General features: G+C 72.6%; 17 protein-coding genes and 2 pseudogenes. 7 read left to right on the plus strand and 12 right to left on the minus strand.

Going from position 1 to position 16976, the window contains the following annotated elements; translation table 11 throughout:
- Positions 1-8: 8 nt before the first annotated feature.
- Positions 9-584 carry a TerD family protein gene (locus tag AY578_RS00470; RefSeq protein WP_019523045.1) on the minus strand — a complete coding sequence of 192 codons (576 nt, stop codon included), beginning with the start codon at positions 582-584 and terminating at the stop codon, positions 9-11.
- 222 nt (positions 585-806) lie between these two features.
- On the opposite strand from AY578_RS00470, the gene AY578_RS00475 reads away from it, so the two are divergent.
- A complete protein-coding gene (locus AY578_RS00475) occupies positions 807-1196 on the plus strand; it encodes a BlaI/MecI/CopY family transcriptional regulator (protein ID WP_019523046.1) in 390 nt (129 codons plus the stop codon).
- A 6-nt stretch (positions 1197-1202) separates the two neighbouring features.
- Positions 1203-2144 carry a M56 family metallopeptidase gene (locus AY578_RS00480; protein WP_258901568.1) on the plus strand — a complete coding sequence of 314 codons (942 nt, stop codon included), beginning with the start codon at positions 1203-1205 and terminating at the stop codon, positions 2142-2144.
- 63 nt (positions 2145-2207) lie between these two features.
- Here the strand turns inward: AY578_RS00480 and AY578_RS00485 are convergent, their stop codons facing one another.
- The 3 genes from AY578_RS00485 to AY578_RS00495 all read right to left on the minus strand — a co-directional run bounded on the left by AY578_RS00485 (position 2208) and on the right by AY578_RS00495 (position 5723).
- A complete protein-coding gene (locus AY578_RS00485) occupies positions 2208-2663 on the minus strand; it encodes a tellurite resistance TerB family protein (protein ID WP_019523048.1) in 456 nt (151 codons plus the stop codon).
- Positions 2664-2769: 106 nt separating this feature from the next.
- Entirely contained in the window at positions 2770-3750 is a 981-nt protein-coding gene (locus AY578_RS00490; protein ID WP_028958904.1) for a sporulation protein, read from the minus strand.
- A gap of 203 nt (positions 3751-3953) precedes the next feature.
- Positions 3954-5723, minus strand: coding sequence for an MOSC and FAD-binding oxidoreductase domain-containing protein (locus tag AY578_RS00495; RefSeq protein ID WP_215188927.1), 1770 nt, complete (start codon positions 5721-5723; stop codon positions 3954-3956).
- Positions 5724-5875: 152 nt separating this feature from the next.
- Between AY578_RS00495 and AY578_RS00500 the strand changes: the two genes are divergently transcribed.
- The gene (locus tag AY578_RS00500; RefSeq protein WP_026243551.1) at positions 5876-6385 is read left to right on the plus strand and encodes a DinB family protein; all 510 of its coding nucleotides are present in this window, start codon (positions 5876-5878) and stop codon (positions 6383-6385) included.
- 17 nt (positions 6386-6402) lie between these two features.
- On the opposite strand, the gene AY578_RS00505 is transcribed toward AY578_RS00500, so the two are convergent.
- A complete protein-coding gene (locus tag AY578_RS00505; RefSeq protein WP_251143400.1) occupies positions 6403-7794 on the minus strand; it encodes an APC family permease in 1392 nt (463 codons plus the stop codon).
- A 269-nt stretch (positions 7795-8063) separates the two neighbouring features.
- Here AY578_RS00505 and AY578_RS00510 point away from each other — a divergent pair, with 269 nt between their 5' ends.
- Positions 8064-8555 carry a hemerythrin domain-containing protein gene (locus tag AY578_RS00510; RefSeq protein WP_019523053.1) on the plus strand — a complete coding sequence of 164 codons (492 nt, stop codon included), beginning with the start codon at positions 8064-8066 and terminating at the stop codon, positions 8553-8555.
- Between the two features lie 97 nt (positions 8556-8652).
- Here the strand turns inward: AY578_RS00510 and AY578_RS00515 are convergent, their stop codons facing one another.
- The 6 genes and pseudogenes from AY578_RS00515 to AY578_RS33780 form a co-directional block, all read right to left on the minus strand.
- Entirely contained in the window at positions 8653-9126 is a 474-nt protein-coding gene (locus AY578_RS00515) for an SRPBCC family protein (RefSeq protein WP_019523054.1), read from the minus strand.
- Positions 9127-9249: 123 nt separating this feature from the next.
- Positions 9250-10071, minus strand: coding sequence for a nucleotidyltransferase domain-containing protein (locus AY578_RS00520; RefSeq protein ID WP_019523055.1), 822 nt, complete (start codon positions 10069-10071; stop codon positions 9250-9252).
- Positions 10072-10144: 73 nt separating this feature from the next.
- Entirely contained in the window at positions 10145-10984 is an 840-nt protein-coding gene (locus AY578_RS00525) for a patatin-like phospholipase family protein (protein WP_258901582.1), read from the minus strand.
- Between the two features lie 161 nt (positions 10985-11145).
- A pseudogene (locus tag AY578_RS00530) lies at positions 11146-11310 on the minus strand (serine hydrolase); the annotation flags it as partial.
- Between the two features lie 51 nt (positions 11311-11361).
- Positions 11362-11502 (minus strand): annotated as a pseudogene (locus AY578_RS00535) (MmyB family transcriptional regulator); the annotation flags it as partial.
- Between the two features lie 323 nt (positions 11503-11825).
- Complete coding sequence (locus AY578_RS33780; RefSeq protein ID WP_337663090.1) at positions 11826-12095, minus strand: hypothetical protein; 270 nt, start codon at positions 12093-12095, stop codon at positions 11826-11828.
- A gap of 457 nt (positions 12096-12552) precedes the next feature.
- Here AY578_RS33780 and AY578_RS33785 point away from each other — a divergent pair, with 457 nt between their 5' ends.
- Positions 12553-12954, plus strand: a complete 402-nt coding sequence (locus AY578_RS33785) for a hypothetical protein (RefSeq protein WP_337663091.1) — start codon at positions 12553-12555, stop codon at positions 12952-12954.
- Here AY578_RS33785 and AY578_RS00545 read toward each other — a convergent pair.
- Positions 12872-15190: an FdhF/YdeP family oxidoreductase gene (locus tag AY578_RS00545; protein WP_019523058.1), complete on the minus strand. Its 2319-nt coding sequence runs from the start codon at positions 15188-15190 to the stop codon at positions 12872-12874. The two genes, AY578_RS33785 and AY578_RS00545, sit on opposite strands and share 83 nt — an antisense overlap.
- Positions 15191-15372: 182 nt before the next feature.
- Between AY578_RS00545 and AY578_RS00550 the strand changes: the two genes are divergently transcribed.
- A complete protein-coding gene (locus AY578_RS00550) occupies positions 15373-16251 on the plus strand; it encodes a PhzF family phenazine biosynthesis isomerase (RefSeq protein WP_019523059.1) in 879 nt (292 codons plus the stop codon).
- Between the two features lie 94 nt (positions 16252-16345).
- Positions 16346-16879 carry an SRPBCC family protein gene (locus tag AY578_RS00555; RefSeq protein ID WP_019523060.1) on the plus strand — a complete coding sequence of 178 codons (534 nt, stop codon included), beginning with the start codon at positions 16346-16348 and terminating at the stop codon, positions 16877-16879.
- Positions 16880-16976 lie beyond the last annotated feature (97 nt).

The raw sequence follows: 16976 nt of genomic DNA on the forward strand, positions 1-16976 counted from the left end.
TCTCCGGGTCAGACGTTCACGCCGAAATCGGCGGCGATACCGGCCAGGCCGGAAGCGTAACCCTGCCCGACCGCGCGGAACTTCCATTCGGCGCCGTGACGGTACAGCTCGCCGAAGACCATCGCCGTCTCGGTGGACGCGTCCTCGGAGAGGTCGTAGCGGGCGATCTCCGCGCCGCCGTTCTGGTTGACGATCCGGATGAACGCGTTGCGGACCTGGCCGAAGCTCTGGCCGCGGTTCTGCGCGTCGTGGATGGAGACGGGGAACACGATCCGGTCGACCTCGGCGGGCACGGCCGCGAGGTTCACCTTGACGCTCTCGTCGTCACCCTCGCCCTCACCGGTGAGGTTGTCGCCGGTGTGCTCGACCGAACCGTCGGGGCTGCGCAGGTTGTTGTAGAAGACGAAGTGCTGGTCCGACAGCACCTTGCCGGAGGCGTCGAGGAGCAGGGCGGACGCGTCGAGGTCGTAGTCGGTGCCGGTGGTCGTACGGACGTCCCAGCCGAGGCCGACCAGGACGGCGGTCAGACCCGGCGCCTCCTTGCTGAGCGAGACGTTGCCGCCCTTGGACAGGGAAACTCCCACGGTGTGCTCCTTCTCGGCGGGTGCGGTCGGGCCCGCGGCTCGGGTCCGGAGCTACGAATCTACATCACTGTAGAGATCACGCGGCAGGGCGTGGGACCGTACGTCGTGGACGCCGGCCCGCTCCCGCCCGTCATGGCGTACGGCCGGGCCTACCTCAGGCGTCTATACGATGTCCGCGCGGGAAACGCGGGAGAAAGCACGGCGGCAGGAGGGAGACAGGACGTGGGCGAGCAGCGGCAGCGTCCCCGACGGCGGGGGCAGGGCGAGCTGGAGGCTCTGGTCCTGTCGGCGCTGCGGAAGGCCGACGGCCCGGCCACCGCCGGCTGGGTGCAGGAGCGCCTCGGCGGCGATCTCGCGTACACGACCGTGATCACCATCCTGACCCGGCTGCTGGCCAAAGGCGCCGTCACGCGGGAGCGGGCCGGGCGGTCGTTCGCCTGGACCTGCGCGCTGGACCAGGCGGGTCTGGCCGCCCGTCGGATGCGCAAGGTGCTGGACTCCGAGAGCGACCGCGAGGCCGTGCTGGCCAGTTTCGTGACCGGCCTCGGGCCGGACGACGAGCGGCTGCTGCGGGAGCTGTTGCGTCCGACGGGGCACGACGGGGAAGACTGAAGCCTCATGGGCGTCTTCGTCTTTCTGCCGCTGGTGCTGCCACTGACGGCGTGGCCGATCGCACGCCTCGCCGAGCAGCATCTGCATCCGCGCACCGCGACGCGGCTGCTGACCGGGGTGGCCGCGGTGATGGCGGTGTGCAGCACGCTCTGTCTCGCCCTGGTGATGGTGGTCGGCACGGCCCAGCTGCCCGGCAATCCGCTGCCCGACGGCTGGTCGGACCCGGAGGTGCGGGCGGCGGTGCCGTACGACGAGGTGGCGGGCAAGGCGGCGATCCCCGCGCTGTTCGCGGTGCTGGCCGTGTGCGGCCGTACGTGGTGGCGGCACGCGCGCGTGCGCCGTCGGGCCCATCGGGCGCTCGCGGGGCTGCGGGACACGGAGGTGGCCGTCCTGCCGGACAGCACCCCGTACGCGTACGCGCTGCCGGGCGGCGGCCGGCGGGACCGGGTGGTGGTCACCACGGGTCTGCTGGAGTGTCTGGAACCGGCCGAGCGGCGGGCGCTGTTCGCCCATGAGCGGGCGCATCTGTCCGCCCGTCACCACCGTTTCCTGCTCGCGGTGCGGCTCGCCGCGCAGGCCAACCCGTTCCTGCGGCCGCTGCGTACGGCGGTGTCGTACACGACGGAGCGGTGGGCGGACGAGGACGCGGCACAGGCGGTCGGCAGCCGTCGTACGGTGGCGCGTGCGATCGGCAAGGCGGCGCTGGTGTCGCGGGGCGGCCCGGCCGCCACGCCGGCCGGTCTGGCGGGTCTGGCAGCGGCAGGGCTGCCGCGCCGGGTGGCCGCGCTGCTCGGGCCCGCGCCGGCGGTGCGTACGTGGCCGTCGCTCTTCACGGCGGTGGGTGTCGCGGCGTGGGGCGCGGCCACGGGGGCGGCCGTGTCGGCGATGTCGTCCGCGAACTCCGCGGTGACGATGGTGCTCATCCTGCACGCCGCGACACCGCTGTAGGCGGCCAGGACGCGCGGAGGGCCGGCACCGTGACGGTGCCGGCCCTCCGTGCGTGGTGGCCGGTCAGAGGTCGAACTCGTGGGGCGGCAGGTCCAGCGCGTAGCACGCCTCGCGGACCACGGCCTGCTCGTCCTTGTCGAAGTCGCCGTCGGCGCCGCCGATGACGATGCCGATCTGGATCACGGCCCGTGCCTCGGCGGGCTTCTTCTTCGCCTTGGCGATCTCCTGGATGACGCTCACCTTGCCGAAGGCGAAGTCGGTGGTGAGCTTGTTCAGGTTGTCCTCGAAGCGGCGGCGCAGGTCGTCGGCGGGGAAGTTCTGCAGCACCTCGTTGGTGGCGATGAGCTGGGCGACGCGCTGACGCTCGACCGGGTCGACGGTGCCGTCGGCGGCGGCGACGAGCGCGCACATCGCCATGCTCGCGTCCCGGAACGCACCGCTCTTCAGGTCGTTCTTCTTCGCCATGAGCTGGGTCTGCATCGACGATGCGGACTCCTTGAGGCGGTCCCACAGGGCCATGGAAGCTCCGTACGTGTCGGGCGGGAGCCCGGACGGAAGGGGGTCGTCCGGGCTCCCTGTTGTTTCTACACTACTGTAGAAGTTATCAGCAGAGGGCGAATCCCGATCAGCCCTCGTCCTCCTCGTCCCCCTCGAAGAAGTCGCCCACCTCGTCGACGACTTCGGCCGCGACCATGCCGCCGACGACGCCGACGGCGAGGCCCGCGGCGCCCGCGGCGATGGCGGTGCCCATGCCGGGGCCGCTCCGGTGGTGACCGTCGTGGCCGTGGTGACCGTGGTGGCCGTGCACGGCGTACGGGCCGCCGTGAGCGTGGGCGCCACCGTGCCGTTCGGTCAACTGCCGTACCCAGCCGTCCACTTCCGTGGTCCAGTCGCGCGAGTCGTGGTGGCCGACCGTGAAGCGGGTCAGCGCGTCGTGACCGCCGGAGAAGAGGCCGCCGCGCTTGTCCGCCTCCAGGACCACCTCGACGCCGCCCGGGTTCGCCAGGAAGGTCACCTCGATCTCATTGACCTGGTGGGCGTACCGGGGCGCCGGGGTGAGCTCGATCTCCTGGTAGAACGGCAGTTGCTGGCCGGTGCCGGCGATGTGGCCGTATTCGAGGTCGGCGGACTTGAAGCCGAAGCCGAGCTGCCCGAACGCCTCGAGGATCGCCTCCTGAGCGGGCAGCGGGGCGATGCTCAGCTGGTCCAGGTCGCCCTTGTCCCGGGCGCCGGCCACCGCGAGTTCGGTGCGCACGCCGAGGACGATGCCGAGGTGCTGGCCGTGCAGTTCGGTGACCGGCGTCTCCCACGGCAGCGTGACCGTGAAGGGGACGCTGTGCCGCTGCCCCGCGGCGAGGCGGAAACCGCCGCCGACGGTGAACCGTTCGAAGACGACGACGCCTTCGCTCTCCCCCTCGGCGTGCTCCGCCTCGGCCCGGGCCACCAGCTCCAGGGTGATGTGCTCGATGTCGAAGTCGGCCTGCCCGCCCTCGAGATGGACCTGGCCGGTCAGCGCGCCACCGGGCCGGGCCGGACCCGGGTCGAGGACCGTGTCGACCGTGGGGCCGCCCACGCCGAGGGATCCGAGCAGTCGTTTGAACACCATGGCGGCGTCCACTCCTTTGTGCGTACGTGCGTGCCTCGGACCCGTCGCCCGACGGGCCCGTTTCTACAGACGCGTAGAAGCATAGGACGCGGCCGGCCCGCGAACGGCGTGATCGGGGGCGGGCTCGCCGGAACGGCCGAAAACGGACTCTCCACAGCTCGGGGCGGCGGCGGGTCGGCCACTGTCACCGGCCGCCGAGCGCCTCAGAGGTCGAGGACGACGTCCCCGTCGGGCCGCGAGCAGCAGATGAGGGCCGAGCTCGGCGGGGGCTGCTCGACGGGCTCGGTGGTGTAGTCGACCGCGCCCGACATCAGTGCCGTCTCGCAGGTACGGCACACTCCCGTGCGACAGGACCACCTGGTCGGCACGTCGCAGGCCTCGGCCAGCTCCAGGAGGCTGTGATGGTCGCCGTTCCACGTCGCGCTCACCTGGCTGCGCGCGAACTCCACGCGGGGCCCCGGGCCCGAGGACGGCAGGGAGTGCGGACCCGGGCGCTCCCTGACCGCGATGCCCGGTGTGGAGCCGGGGGTGGCTCCGAAGATCTCCGTGTGGATGTGGAGCGGGTCGACGCCGTGGTGCTGCAGGGCTTCGGTGATGCCCCGCATGAAGAGGTCCGGTCCGCACAGGTACGCCTGGGCGTCGTGGGGAAGGCCGAGTTCCGCGACGGCGTCGGCGGTCAGCCGGCCGGACGTGGTCCCGGCGTCGAGGTGGTCCTCGGGCCCGGGCCTGCTGTAGAACACGCGGAGCCGGGCGTCGGGGATTCGGGACAGCAGGCCGCGGATCTCGCCGGCGAAGGCGTGGGTGCGCCCGTTCCGCGTCGCGTGCAGCCACCAGACCTGGCGCCGCGAGGCGTCGTCGGCGAGGGCGTACAGCATGGCGAGGAGCGGGGTGACGCCGACACCGGCGGAGACGAGCACCACGGGACGCGGGTCCTCCCGCAGGTCCTGGAGGACGAACGCGCCCCGGGGCGCCGCCGCCTGAAGGCCGTCGCCGGCCCGGACGCCGGTGTGCAGCCAGGTACTGGCCCGCCCGTGCTCCTCCCGCTTCACGCTGATCCGGTAGCCGGGGGCGCCGGGCGGCCCGGAGAGGGAGTAGGACCGCACCGTCCCCGGCGCCTCGTCCGTCCGCGGGGTGCGCACGGTGAGGTACTGGCCCGGGCGCGCGGCGGGCAGCGGTGTCCCGTCGGGAGCGGTGAGCCAGAGGGAGCGGACGTCCGGCGTCTCGTCGACGACGCGTTCGACGCGCAGGGGCCGGAAGCCGTCCCACGCCGGACGGGTGACCGACACCGGACTGAGTCCCGCGTTGCCGACGGCCCCGCCGCCTTCGTCACGCGCCTGGTCGAGCAGGGCGCGGAACGACGCCTGCCAGCCCGGGCTGAGGGCGTCCACCCGCAGCGCCCGTTCGAGGCGGTCGGCGGGGTGGGGCGGGCGGTAGAGCAGGGCGTCGATCTCCGCGACGGTCATGCGTTCCGGCCCGTCGGCGACCTTGACGATCTCCTGGCCCGCTTCCACGTCACCCTCGTCGATCACCCGCAGATAGAAGCCCGGGCGGCCGTGCGAGACCAGCAGGGCGGGCAGGCGGGGTTCGCCCAGGCGCATGCCCACGCGGTAGCAGGTCACCCGCGGCTGGGTGACCTCGAAGACCGCCGTGCCGATCCGGTAGCGGTCCCCCACACACACCTCGTCGTCGGCGAGCCCGTCGACGGTGAAGTTCTCGCCGAAGTTGCCGTGGACGAGGTCGTCCCGTCCGAGGTGTACGGCCCAGTGACGGTAGGAGTCGGCCTGGTAGACCAGCACGGCCCGCATCTCGCCGCCGTGACCGTGCAGGTCCCCCTGCCCGTCGCCCTCGATGTTGAGGCGCCGGACGCGGCGCGGGCCGGACACCGGGCTCTTGAAGACCCCGGTGTGCACCGTCTCGCCCCGCCAGGGCACGTCCCGGGGCAGACCGACGTTCACCGACAGCAGCCGCGCCATCACCGCACCTCTCCGCAGCGGTCGCTACTGAAAAGGCTAGGCCGTCACGCCGGGATCAACGAGGCGAGCGCCGTCCGCTCGGGCCGACGGCAGGGGTGTCCGTCGCGTGGCGGCATACTCGTACGTCCGTCGACGAGAAGGAGACCACCGCCGTGACGAGCGACAGCCGGGTCGGACCGCCTCTGTTCGGCGGCGAGCGCGAGACGCTGCGCGCCTTCCTCGACTACCACCGGGCGACGCTCGCCATGAAGTGCGAGGGGCTGAGCGACGAGGAGCTGCGCCTGCGCTCCATGCCCCCGTCCACGCTGTCGCTGCTCGGGCTCGTCCGGCACATGGCCGAGGTGGAACGCGCCTGGTTCCGCCGGGTGTTCCAGGACAACGACGCGCCCATGGTCTGGTCGGACACGGTCGACTTCCAGGCCGCGTACGACGCCGACAAGTCGACCAGGAGCGAGGCGTTCACCGCGTGGGAGGCGGAGGTGGAGAACTCGCGCCGGATCGAGCGGGAGGCGTCCTCCCTCGACCTGGCCGGGCACCAGCCGAGGTGGGGCGAGGACGTGTCGCTGCGGATGGTGATGCTGCACGTCCTGCTGGAGTACGCCCGTCACAACGGGCACGCCGACTTCCTGCGCGAGGGCGTCGACGGGACCGTGGGCGCCTGAGTCCGGGGGCACCGAGGTCAGCCGGGCCGGGACACGTCCAGGTCCGCGCGCTGTTCCGTGCTCTCCTCGGCCCGCCGCGACCGCCGCGCCGCGCTGATCGCGGCCAGCACCATGCCCACCGCCACGATCACCAGACCGCGCAGCCACACCGCGGCCTCGATCTGCGTGGCGAGCAGGACGCACGAGGCGATGCCCAGCACCGGCAGGACGACCAGTGTACGGAAGTGGTCGGCCTCCCCAGGGTCGCGGCGCAGCACCAGGACCGCGGTGTTGACCATGAGGAAGACGATGAGGAGCAGCAGGACCAGGGTGGAGGCGAGGGTGGCGACGCTGCCGGTGAGGGCGAGGAGCATCGCGAGCCCCGAGGTGACCGCGATGGCGGCCCACGGGGTGCGGCGGCCGGGCAGCACCTTGGTCAGGGCGCCGGGCAGGAGGCCGTCCTTCGCCATGCCGTAGGCGAGGCGGGAGGACATGATGCCGGTGAGCAGGGCGCCGTTGGCCACCGCGACGAGGGCGATGGCGCTGAACAGCTTGGGCGGCACGCCGCCCGCCTCCTTCACCACCTCCAGCAGCGGTCCGCTGGAGCCGGCCAGCTGCGCGGTCGGCACGGCGGCGGACGCGGCCAGACCCACCAGCACGTACACGGCGCCGGCGGTGCCGAGCGCACCGAACAGGGCGCGCGGGTAGGAGCGGCGGGGGTCGCGGGTCTCCTCGGCGACGTTCACCGAGGTCTCGAACCCGACGAAGGAGTAGTACGCCAGGACGGAGCCGCTGAGCACGGCGGCCGCCATGCCCTTCTCCGGTGTGCCGAGGTCGGTGAGGCGTCCGGGGTCGCCGTCGCCGCGCAGCAGCAGCCACGCGCCGAGCACGACGACGACGGCCAGGCCGCCCACCTCGATCACGGTGGCGACGACGTTGGCGCGGGTGGACTCCTTGATGCCGCGCGCGTTGACCAGCGCCAGCAGGCCCAGGAAGACCACGGCGACGAGTCCCACGGGCAGGGTCACGAAGGCCGACAGGTAGTCGCCGCCGAAGCCGCGGGCGAGCGCCGCCACGGAGACGATGCCGGCGGCGAGCATGCAGAAGCCCGCGACGAAACCGGCGAACGGCCCGAAGGCGCGCGTCGCGTAGTGGGAGGCGCCGCCGGCACGGGGGTACTTCGTCGCCAGTTCGGCGTACGAGGCGGCGGTCAGCAACGCCAGCAGCAGGGCCACGACGAGCGGTACCCACACCGCTCCCCCGGCGTCGGCGGCGACCTGTCCGACCAGGACGTACACACCGGCGCCGAGCACGTCGCCCAGGATGAAGAAGTACAGCAGGGGTGTCGTCAGGGCGCGCTTGAGAGCCGTCGGCTCCTGTACCGCTCCCCGCGCCCGTGTCCCTGCCTCGTGACCCACTCGTCTTGCCATACCGCACCGTGTCCCCCGTCCCGGCGGAAACACGCTCGCCTGTATGGCGGGACGGGGATGGGCCGCGTCACATCGGCCGCGGGACGCGGGAGTGGGAGTTGGGGTGGGGATGGGTCGGCAGGGTCACGGGCGACCCCCGCACCGACCTCACGCCGGTCTGACCGGCCGGTGGGCCCGGACGGGCGGTGCGGGAAATCGGGAGTACTCAGACCGGCGCGACGGGGCATTCGGTATCCGCCGAGTCCGCTCAATACAAGGAGTGCAGTCCCATGCCCGAGACTTCCGACGTCGTCGAGCTCATCCTCCAGGACCACCGCCGTATGGAGGATCTGTTCCGCCGGATGCGCAGTGTCGAGGACGACCGGGGCGCCGCGCTGCGCGAGTTCTCGGACCTGCTGGTCGCGCACGCGCTGGCCGAGGAGTCCAAGGTCTACCCCGCGCTGAAGCGGTACAAGAACATCGAGGACGACGAGGTCGAGCACGGCGAGGAGGAGCACGACGAGGGCAACCAGGCCCTGCTGGCGCTGCTGGAGGTCGAGGAGATCGGCGGCGACGAGTGGGACGAGAAGCTGGAGGAGCTCGTCGAGGCCGTCACGCACCATGCCGACGAGGAGGAGCGCACGATCCTCAACGGCGCCCGGGAGAACGTGGCGATGGAGCGGCGTGAGGAGCTGGGCAAGGCGTTCTGGGAGGAGCGGGAGCGGCAGCTGAAGTCCGGCTGCGGTTCCGTGGACAACGTCCGCAAGATCGTCGAGTCCTGACGCAGGCACGGCGCCCGTCCGGCCGTACGTCACGCGAAAGGCCGGCCCTCCCGCGTCCGCGGGGAGGGCCGGCCTTCGTGCGTCCCGTGTTCCGTTGTCAGTGGCCGGCGGCCGGGTTCTCCGGGCGGATACGGCCGTGCCAGCCGCCGCCGCTGCCGCCGTTCTCGATGTACTCCTTGAAGCGGTGCAGGTCGCCCTTGACCCGGCGGTCGATGACGCCCAGGGCGTCCGCGCCCTTCTCGGCCACGCCGGTCGGCTCGACGTCCATGGTGAGCTCGACGCGGGTGCGAGTGTCGTCCAGCGGCTCGAACCGCACCGACCCCCGCTGCTTCGTCTCGCCCCCGACGGTGCGCCAGGTGACCCGGTCGTCGACGAGCTGGTCCACGATCTCGGTGTCGAACTCGCGCTTCACACCGGCGATCTTGGTGGTCCAGTGGTTGTGCCGGTCGTCGAGCTGCGTCACCTCCTCGACGCCCTCCATGAAGCGCGGGAACTCCTCGAACTGCGTCCACTGGTCGTAGGCCCGGCGGACGGGGACGTTCACGTCGACCGTTTCCTTGACCGTGCTCATGGATCCTCCTGGGATTCTGTGCGCGAAGGGCCGGCGTGCCGGGCACGTCGGCCTCCTGTACGGGTCGTCCGCGACGGCGGGTACCCGGCAATCCGCACCTGAAAGATCCGAGTTGAGGTCGGCTCACTCCGCAGGCAGGGCGTTCAGTACGTCGGCGGCCAGCCGGTCGGCGTCGTCGAGGGCGGCCGTGAGGCGGTCCGGAGCCGGGCCGAGCGTGCCGAACAGGGTGTGGGCGCGGGCGGTGAAACCGGCGGGGGCGGCGGGGAGGGCGCCGGCCGAGCGGACCGCGTCCTTCTCGTTGAGCACCCAGGCGCCAGCGTCGGAGTGCAGGGCGTGCACGAGGAGGCCGACCGCGCGGTAGAGGCAGCCGGCGACGTGGAACGCGTCGCCGCGGGGGACGCCCTTGCGGGCGACGGACAGGGTGAAGGGCGCCTCCCAACGCGCCTGACCCACCACGGCGTTGCGCAGTGGGCGGGGATACCCGGAACGGATGTCGTCCCGCAGGGCGGTCAGTTGACCGGTGGGGTCGGTGAGGACGCGGCCGAGGGCCACCTCACCGGCGTACGTGTGGGAGGAGAAGCCGTAGGGGTGGCCGGGCTGGAGGCCCGTCTCGACGTGTCCGTCCCGGCACTGCTGCCAGACGCGGCGGACGCGGTCCAGGTCGCGGTAGATCCAGTCGACGGGGGTGCCCTCCACGGTCAGCCAGGCGCCGCCGTTCACCCAGGGGCCCCAGCCGCCGGGCTCGGTCACCTCCACCGTGTCCCCGGACAGCTCGGCGGCCAGGCGGCGCAGGGCTTCCGTGTCGAGCGGGGCCCGGTAGTACAGGCCCAGGTCGACGTCCGAATCGGGGCGGTGCGTGCCGCGGGCGCGGCTGCCGCCGAGGGCGACCGCGACGACTCCGTCGGCCTCTTGCAGGCGGTGCGCGATGCGGGTGATCTCGTCCATCGGGTCGAGTGTGCCGAAGGAGGCGCGGTGCTGCGACCGCGTTTCGGGGCGGCGCGGGTGTCAGGCGGGTCCCTCAGTGACCCCAGGTGTCGGCCACTTCGGCGACGACCCGGAGGGCCTGCTCGTAGCCAGCCCGTGCCGCGGCTCGTCCGCGTGCGGTGTCGGCCATGTTGCGGCCCATCGCGCGGCGGGCGTTCTGGTCCGGGCTCAGCAGGACGACCCGCGCGCCGTCCTGGGTGAGCCGCCCGGCCTGGTCGGCGGCGCTCGGGTGCGGGCCCACCGCCCGAGGGATCGGCACGATGGCCAGAATCCGCCGACTGCCGTGCGCCAGCTGGAGGTTGGCGGTGGATCGGCTGCCCCCGTCCATCCAGCGCCGGCACGCGACGGTGACCGGTGGCCAGACCAGGGGGACGGCGCAACTGGCCGCGACCGCTTCGAGCAGCTTCACCCCGGAGCGCGCGCCGAACGCCGCCACCTGCCCGGTCCGCGCGTCCACGGCCGTGATGCGCAGCTCGCGCTCCGGCCAGTCGCGTGCCTCGCCGAGGAGCCGGCCGACCGTGTCGAACACGTCGGACTCGGGTCCGGTGCGGGCGCGCAGCGCCGTCCGGCCCAGCCGGGCGATGGAGCGCTCGGGGTCGCGGGAGCCGAGGGCCGCCCAGAGGAACCGTGCCGTCTGGCGTGCGGTCACCGGCAGGCGGACGGCGTCGACGCCGGACAGCTGGCGCTCGTACAGTTCCGCGGCCGGGGTGCCGCAGCGGAGGCGTGCGCCGAAGACGGCGCCGGCGGAGGTGCCGATCAGGACGTCGGCGGCGTCGAGGTCGACACCCGCCTCGGTGAGACCGGCGAGCATCCCCGTCAGCCACGCTCCGCCCACCGGCCCGCCACCGCCCAGCACGAGCGCCTTGTCCGGCATGGCCGCTCCTCTCCCCTGCCCAGCGATTCAAACGGGGAGCACTCCCCGATTCCTGTCGGCAACCCTACCAGCGAACCGGGGAGCACTCCCCACTAGCGTGCCGGGGAGGGCGCTCACTCACAGAACGCCGTGTCCACGGCGTCCATCACCGCCAGCGCCAGCGCCGTGTGGCGCAGGCGCGCCTTGTCGATGACGCGTTCGGTGATCTCCTCCTGCACGGGGCGTCCCGTCACGCGCTCGACGATCAGTCCGGCGAGGAGGTAATTGGTGTTGCTGTACTCCCACTTGGCACCGGGGGCGAACTGCGCCGGGTGGGCCAGGGCCGCCGCGAAGCCGGCGGGCGGCCCCGTCAGGGTCCAGCCGGCCAGCAGGTCCAGCGTCCGCTGGGACGGGGAGCCCGGCTCGCAGGTGTAGACGAAGAGAGCCGGGCCGGGGTCCCCCGGCACGGTGAGGGTCTCGTACTCGACCGTCAGGTCGCCGACGACCGGGTGGCGCAGGCGCTTGGAGCCGTGGGTGCGTCGGGCGGGACGAGTTTCAGGCGATGGCGGACGCGGCGCTGCGCACCTGGCCGCTCACCTGAAGGACTCGCGTTGCCCGGTCAGTTGGGAGGGGGCTCCCCCAGACCCGTCTCCAGGCGGTAGTGGACGGTGACGTCGCCGTAGTCCACGTCGGGCTCGACCGTGTCCGGGAGGTTCGTGCGGTCGCTCCGGCTGACCGACGTGCGTTCGCCCGTGCCCGGGAAGCGGACGGCGGTGCGGGGCGACTCCCGGAAGCGGAGGCGGTCGGCGTGGACCGTGGAGCGGAAGGTGATGTCCTCACCGGACTTCGGCGTCGTGGGCGTTCAGGGCGGCTCTTCGGGTTCCTCCGAGGGCGCGCGCCGACGGGCCGGCCGCGGGGGCAGCTTGCCGTCCTCGCCTCGCACCCGGCGTTTGCGGGTGGCTCCCTCGGCCGCCGTGCGCTTCTTCGCGGCCGAGCGGGTCGCCTTGCGGGCGGGCGCCGCCGCCCGTCCCGCGGTGTCCGCGGCCTGTCCGGCCGCCCCGGTGGCGGTCTCCGCCGTCCCCTCGACGACCTGACCGGCCTCCGCGCCGACCCCCTCGACGGTACGTCCCACTCCCCCGCCGGCCTCTTCCACGGCTGCCCCGGCACCGCGTCCGACGCCCTCCGCGACACCGCCGACCTCTTGAACGGCCTCCCCGGCGCCCGCGCCGACGCCCTGAACGGCCTCCCCAGTGCCCGCGCCGACATCGCGTACGGCTCCACCGGCCCCTGCGCCCACATCCTGCACAGCGCCTCCGGCCCCTGCGCCGACGTCCCGCACGGCACCCCCGGGCTCCGCCGCCGACATCCCGCACGGCGGCGCTCACGCCCCGGGCCAATTCGGTGAGGATCTCCGGGTTGCGGTCCACGGTGGTGAGCACCCGGTTGACGATCACGGCCACGTTGTCGAGGCGCACCCTGAGCTGGGCCTGGGCCTCCACCCCGGATATGCCCAGGTGCACGCGGCCGAGGGAGACGTCCGCGCCGACGCTCAGTCTCAGCAGGTCGAGCACCTCGGCCTGGAGCGAGACATGGGCGCGGAGATCCTCGACGTCCAGGTCGATCTCGTCGACCTTGAGCAGCGGGACGTCGAGGAACACGTCCGTGTCCGTAGGGGTGGCCGGGGGCCGGGGGACGGTCTCCTCGTCACCCTCCCCGTAGGCCTCCTCGACCTCGGCGACGCCGTCCTCGGAATCACCGTTCTCGAAGTCGCCGTTCTCGAAGTCGTACTCGGATTCGCCGTTCTCGGTGTCGTACTCGGTGTCGTCGGCGTTGCCGCCCATCACCGCACCTCCCGGGTCGCCGGCCCCCTGGTTCCCATCCTGCGGCGCGCGGCGCTCCGCCGCACGGTCAGCCGGGCACGGAGACCGAGGCCGGCCGCGGCGCGCGCTCCAGACGCACGACGACGCTCTTGGAGGCGGGCTGGTTGCTGACGTCGGCGACGCTGTCCAGGGGCACCAGGACGTTGGTCTCCGGGTAGTACGCGGCAGCCGTCCCGGTCTTCGTCGGGTACGCCACGATCGTGAAGCCGTCCGCGCGCCGCTCCGCGCCGTCCTTCCACACCCCGACCAGGTCGACGCGGTCCCCGTCGGCGAGGCCCAGCGCGGTGAGGTCGTCGGGGTTGACGAGGACGACGCGCCTGCTGCCGTGGATGCCCCGGTAGCGGTCGTTGTCCGTGTAGGGCACGGTGTTCCACTGGTCATGGGAGCGCAGCGTCTGCAGCAGCAGGTGGCCGTCGGGGACGCTGGGCGCCTCGTGCTCGTTGCGGGTGAAGCGCGCCTTGCCGACCTCGGTGTGGAACACGCCCTCGTTGACGGCGTTGGGCAGCCGGATGCCGCCGGGGCGCGTGACGCGCCGGTTGAAGTCGTGGAAACCCGGGACGACGTTGGCGATGCGGTCGCGGATCTCGCCGTAGTCCGACTCGAAAACACCCCAGGGGATGTCGGGGCCGCGCCCGGCGAGGGTGCGGTGGGCGAGGCGGCAGAGGATGGCGACCTCGCTGAGCAGCAGCGGGGAGGCCGGCTGGAGGCGTCCGCGCGAGGTGTGCACCTCGCTCATCGAGTTCTCCACGGTGACGAACTGCTCGCCGCTGGACTGCACGTCCCGTTCGGTGCGGCCGAGGGTCGGCAGGATCAGCGCCGTGCGGCCGCAGACGGTGTGCGTGCGGTTGAGCTTGGTGGAGATGTGGGCGGTGAGCCGGCAGGCTCGCATGGCCTCCTCGGTGACCATGCTGTCGGGCGCGGCGCGGACGAAGTTGCCCGCGAGGGAGAGGAAGAACTTGACGCGGCCCTCGAGCATCGCGCGGATGGCGTTCACGGAGTCGAGTCCGTGGTGGCGGGGCGGGTCGAAGCCGAACTCCTTCTGCAGGGAGTCGAGGAAGGAGTCGGGCATCTGCTCCCAGATGCCCATGGTGCGGTCGCCCTGCACATTGCTGTGTCCGCGCACGGGGCAGGCTCCGGCGCCCGCCCGGCCCAGATTGCCGCGCAGCATGAGGAAGTTGACGAACTCGCGGATGGTGGGCACCGCGTGCTTGTGCTGGGTGATGCCCATCGCCCAGCAGACGATGACGCGTTCGGAGCGCAGCACCTCGTCGCGAACCTGCTCGATCTCCTGGCGGGTGAGGCCGGTCGCGGCGAGGATGTCGTCCCAGTCGACGGAGCGGATGTGCCGGGCGAACGCCTCGAAGCCCTCGGTGTTGTCGCGGATGTAGTCGTGGTCGAGGACGGTGCCGGGGCGGGCGTCCTCGGCCTCCAGGAGCAGCCGGTTGAGGCCCTGGAACAGGGCGAGGTCGCCACCGACGCGGATCTGCAGGAAGCGGTCGGCGATGGTGGTGCCGCGGCCGATGATGCCGCGCGGCTTCTGCGGGTTCTTGAAGCGCAGCAGCCCGGCCTCGGGCAGCGGGTTCACGGCGATGATGCGGGCGCCGTTGCGCTTGGCCTCCTCCAGGGCGGAGAGCTGGCGGGGGTGGTTGGAGCCGGGGTTCTGCCCCACGACGAAGATGAGATCGGCGTGGTGCATGTCCTCCAGGCTGACCGTGCCCTTGCCGGTGCCGAGGGTCTCGTGGAGGGCGTAACCGCTGGACTCGTGGCACAGGTTGCTGCAGTCCGGCAGGTTGTTGGTGCCGAAGGCGCGGGCGAACAGCTGGAGCACGAAGGCGGCTTCGTTGCTGGCGCGGCCCGAGGTGTAGAAAGCGGCCTCGTCGGGCGAGTCCAAGGAGGTGAGTTCCTCGGCGAGCAGTCCGAACGCGTCGTGCCAGCTGATCGGTTCGTAGTGGTCGGAGTCGGGCCGCTTGACCATGGGTTCGGTGAGCCGGCCCTGGTCGTTGAGCCATTTGTCGGAGCGACGGGCGAGCTCGGACACCGGGTGCTCGCGGAAGAAGTCGCGACGGATCCGGCGGGTGGTCGCCTCGTCGTTGATGTGCTTGGCGCCGTTCTCGCAGTACTCGTTGCGGTGCCGCTCTCCCGGGGCCGGGTCGGCCCAGGCGCAGCCGGGGCAGTCGATGCCGCCGACCTGGTTCATGGTCAGCAGTGTCTGCCCGGTGCGTACCGGGGTGGTCTGCTCGAGGGAGTACTCCAGCGCGTGCATCACCGCGGGCGCTCCCGTGGCCCATTTCTTGGGCGGTGTCACGGTGAGCCGCTCCTGGGAACCGTCGTCGGGCCGCTCGGGCATGGACTCTCCTTCACCGGACACGCGGACGCCCTCCAGTCTCACGCTCCCGGTGGGGGGCGGCCACATGATCTTCCGCCGATGGGGTGACCCCGGCCGCCGTGCGGCCAGGAGGAAGCGCGGGGCTCGGGTTCCCCCTCCGCGGCTGGGGGAACATCACGATCTCCGCGCGCGTTGTCGGGCGTATGACGACGACCGGTTCGCGGCCCGAGGTGCTGCGCTACACCGCCTTCTCCGGCGACCCCGCGGGCGGCAACCCCGCCGGGGTGGTGCTGGACGCCAGTGCACTGGACGACGGGGAGATGCTCGCCGTCGCCGCACAGCTCGGATATTCGGAGTCCGCCTTCCTGACCGCCCCGCCGGAGGGGCTGGACGGCCCGGAGGGACGGACGTACCGCATCCGCTACTTCAGTCCGAAGGCCGAGGTGCCGTTCTGCGGGCACGCGACCGTGGCTACGGCGGTCGCGCTCGCCGAGCGGCAGGGTCCGGGGCCGCTGCTGTTCGCGACGCAGGCGGGGCCAGTGCCGGTGGACGTGACGTCCGCGGAGGACGGCGCGCTGCGCGCCACGCTCACCAGCGTCGAACCGCACGTCGAGAAGGCCGCCGACGCCGATCTGGCGGAGGCGCTGGCCGCGCTGGACTGGCCGGCCGCCGATCTCGACCCGGCCTTCCCGCCGCGCATCGCCTACGCGGGCGCCCGCCATCTGGTGCTCGCGGCGGCCACCCGCGCCCGTCTGGCCGACCTGGACTACGACTTCGCGCGGCTGGAGGCGCTGATGCACCGCCTGGACCTGACGACGGTGCAGCTGGTGTGGCGGGAGTCGCCGACGTTGTTCCACGTACGGGACCCGTTCCCGGTGGGCGGTGTCGTGGAGGACCCGGCGACGGGGGCGGCGGCCGCCGCGTTCGGCGGGTACGCCCGTGAGCTGGGGCTGGTGCCCGAGGACGCCGTCCTCACGCTGCGTCAGGGTGAGGACCTGGGGCGCCCCGGCGAACTCACGGTGACGCTGCGCGCGGGCGACCCACGGGTGCGGGTCGGCGGGGCGGGCGTGCGCATCGGCTGACGGCGTGCGCGAGGGGCGGCCGCGTAGAGACGCGTGGTAGCGGTGCGGCATGCGGGGCACACTGAGGAAGAAACCCGAACCGACAGGTGGGGCCATGCCTGGAGCATCCGCGCAGTCCGTCGAAGAGGCGATCGAGGTCGCCGTTCCCGTGCACACCGCCTACAACCAGTGGACCCAGTTCAAGACCTTCCCGCGCTTCATGCGCTGGGTGAGGGGCGTCGAACAGCTCCGCCCGAACCTCACCCGGTGGGAGATCGGCACCGGCTGGGCGACCCGGGCGTACCTGGCGGAGGTCGTCGAGCAGCATCCCGACGAGCTGATCGCCTGGCAGGGCCTCGGCCGCTGGGCAGGGCACCGGGGCGAGGTGGAGTTCCACGCCCTCGCCCCGAACCGCACACGGATCGTGGTGCGCCTGCGGTCCGTGGCCCGCCCGACCCGCCGGCACCTGCTGCACCGGTCGCCGGTGACGCCGCGGCTGATCCGGGCCGAGCTGGCCCGTTTCAAGCAGTTCATCGAAGGCGTGGGCCAGGAGTCCGGCGCGTGGCGCGGCGTCATCCGCAAGGGTCAGGTGCGGCCCCAGGAGGAGAAGCCGGCGAGGAGCCTGGTGGCGGGCTGGCCGGTCGGCTGAGCCACAGGCCCCAGGGGAATCGGGAGCCTGCGGAATTGGCCCGGACGGGTCTGCTCGGCCCGCCCGTTCCAGGGAACCCGGCGCTCGCAACCGACCC

Source organism: Streptomyces thermocarboxydus (assembly GCF_024760485.1).
GTDB lineage: Bacteria > Actinomycetota > Actinomycetes > Streptomycetales > Streptomycetaceae > Streptomyces > Streptomyces cellulosae.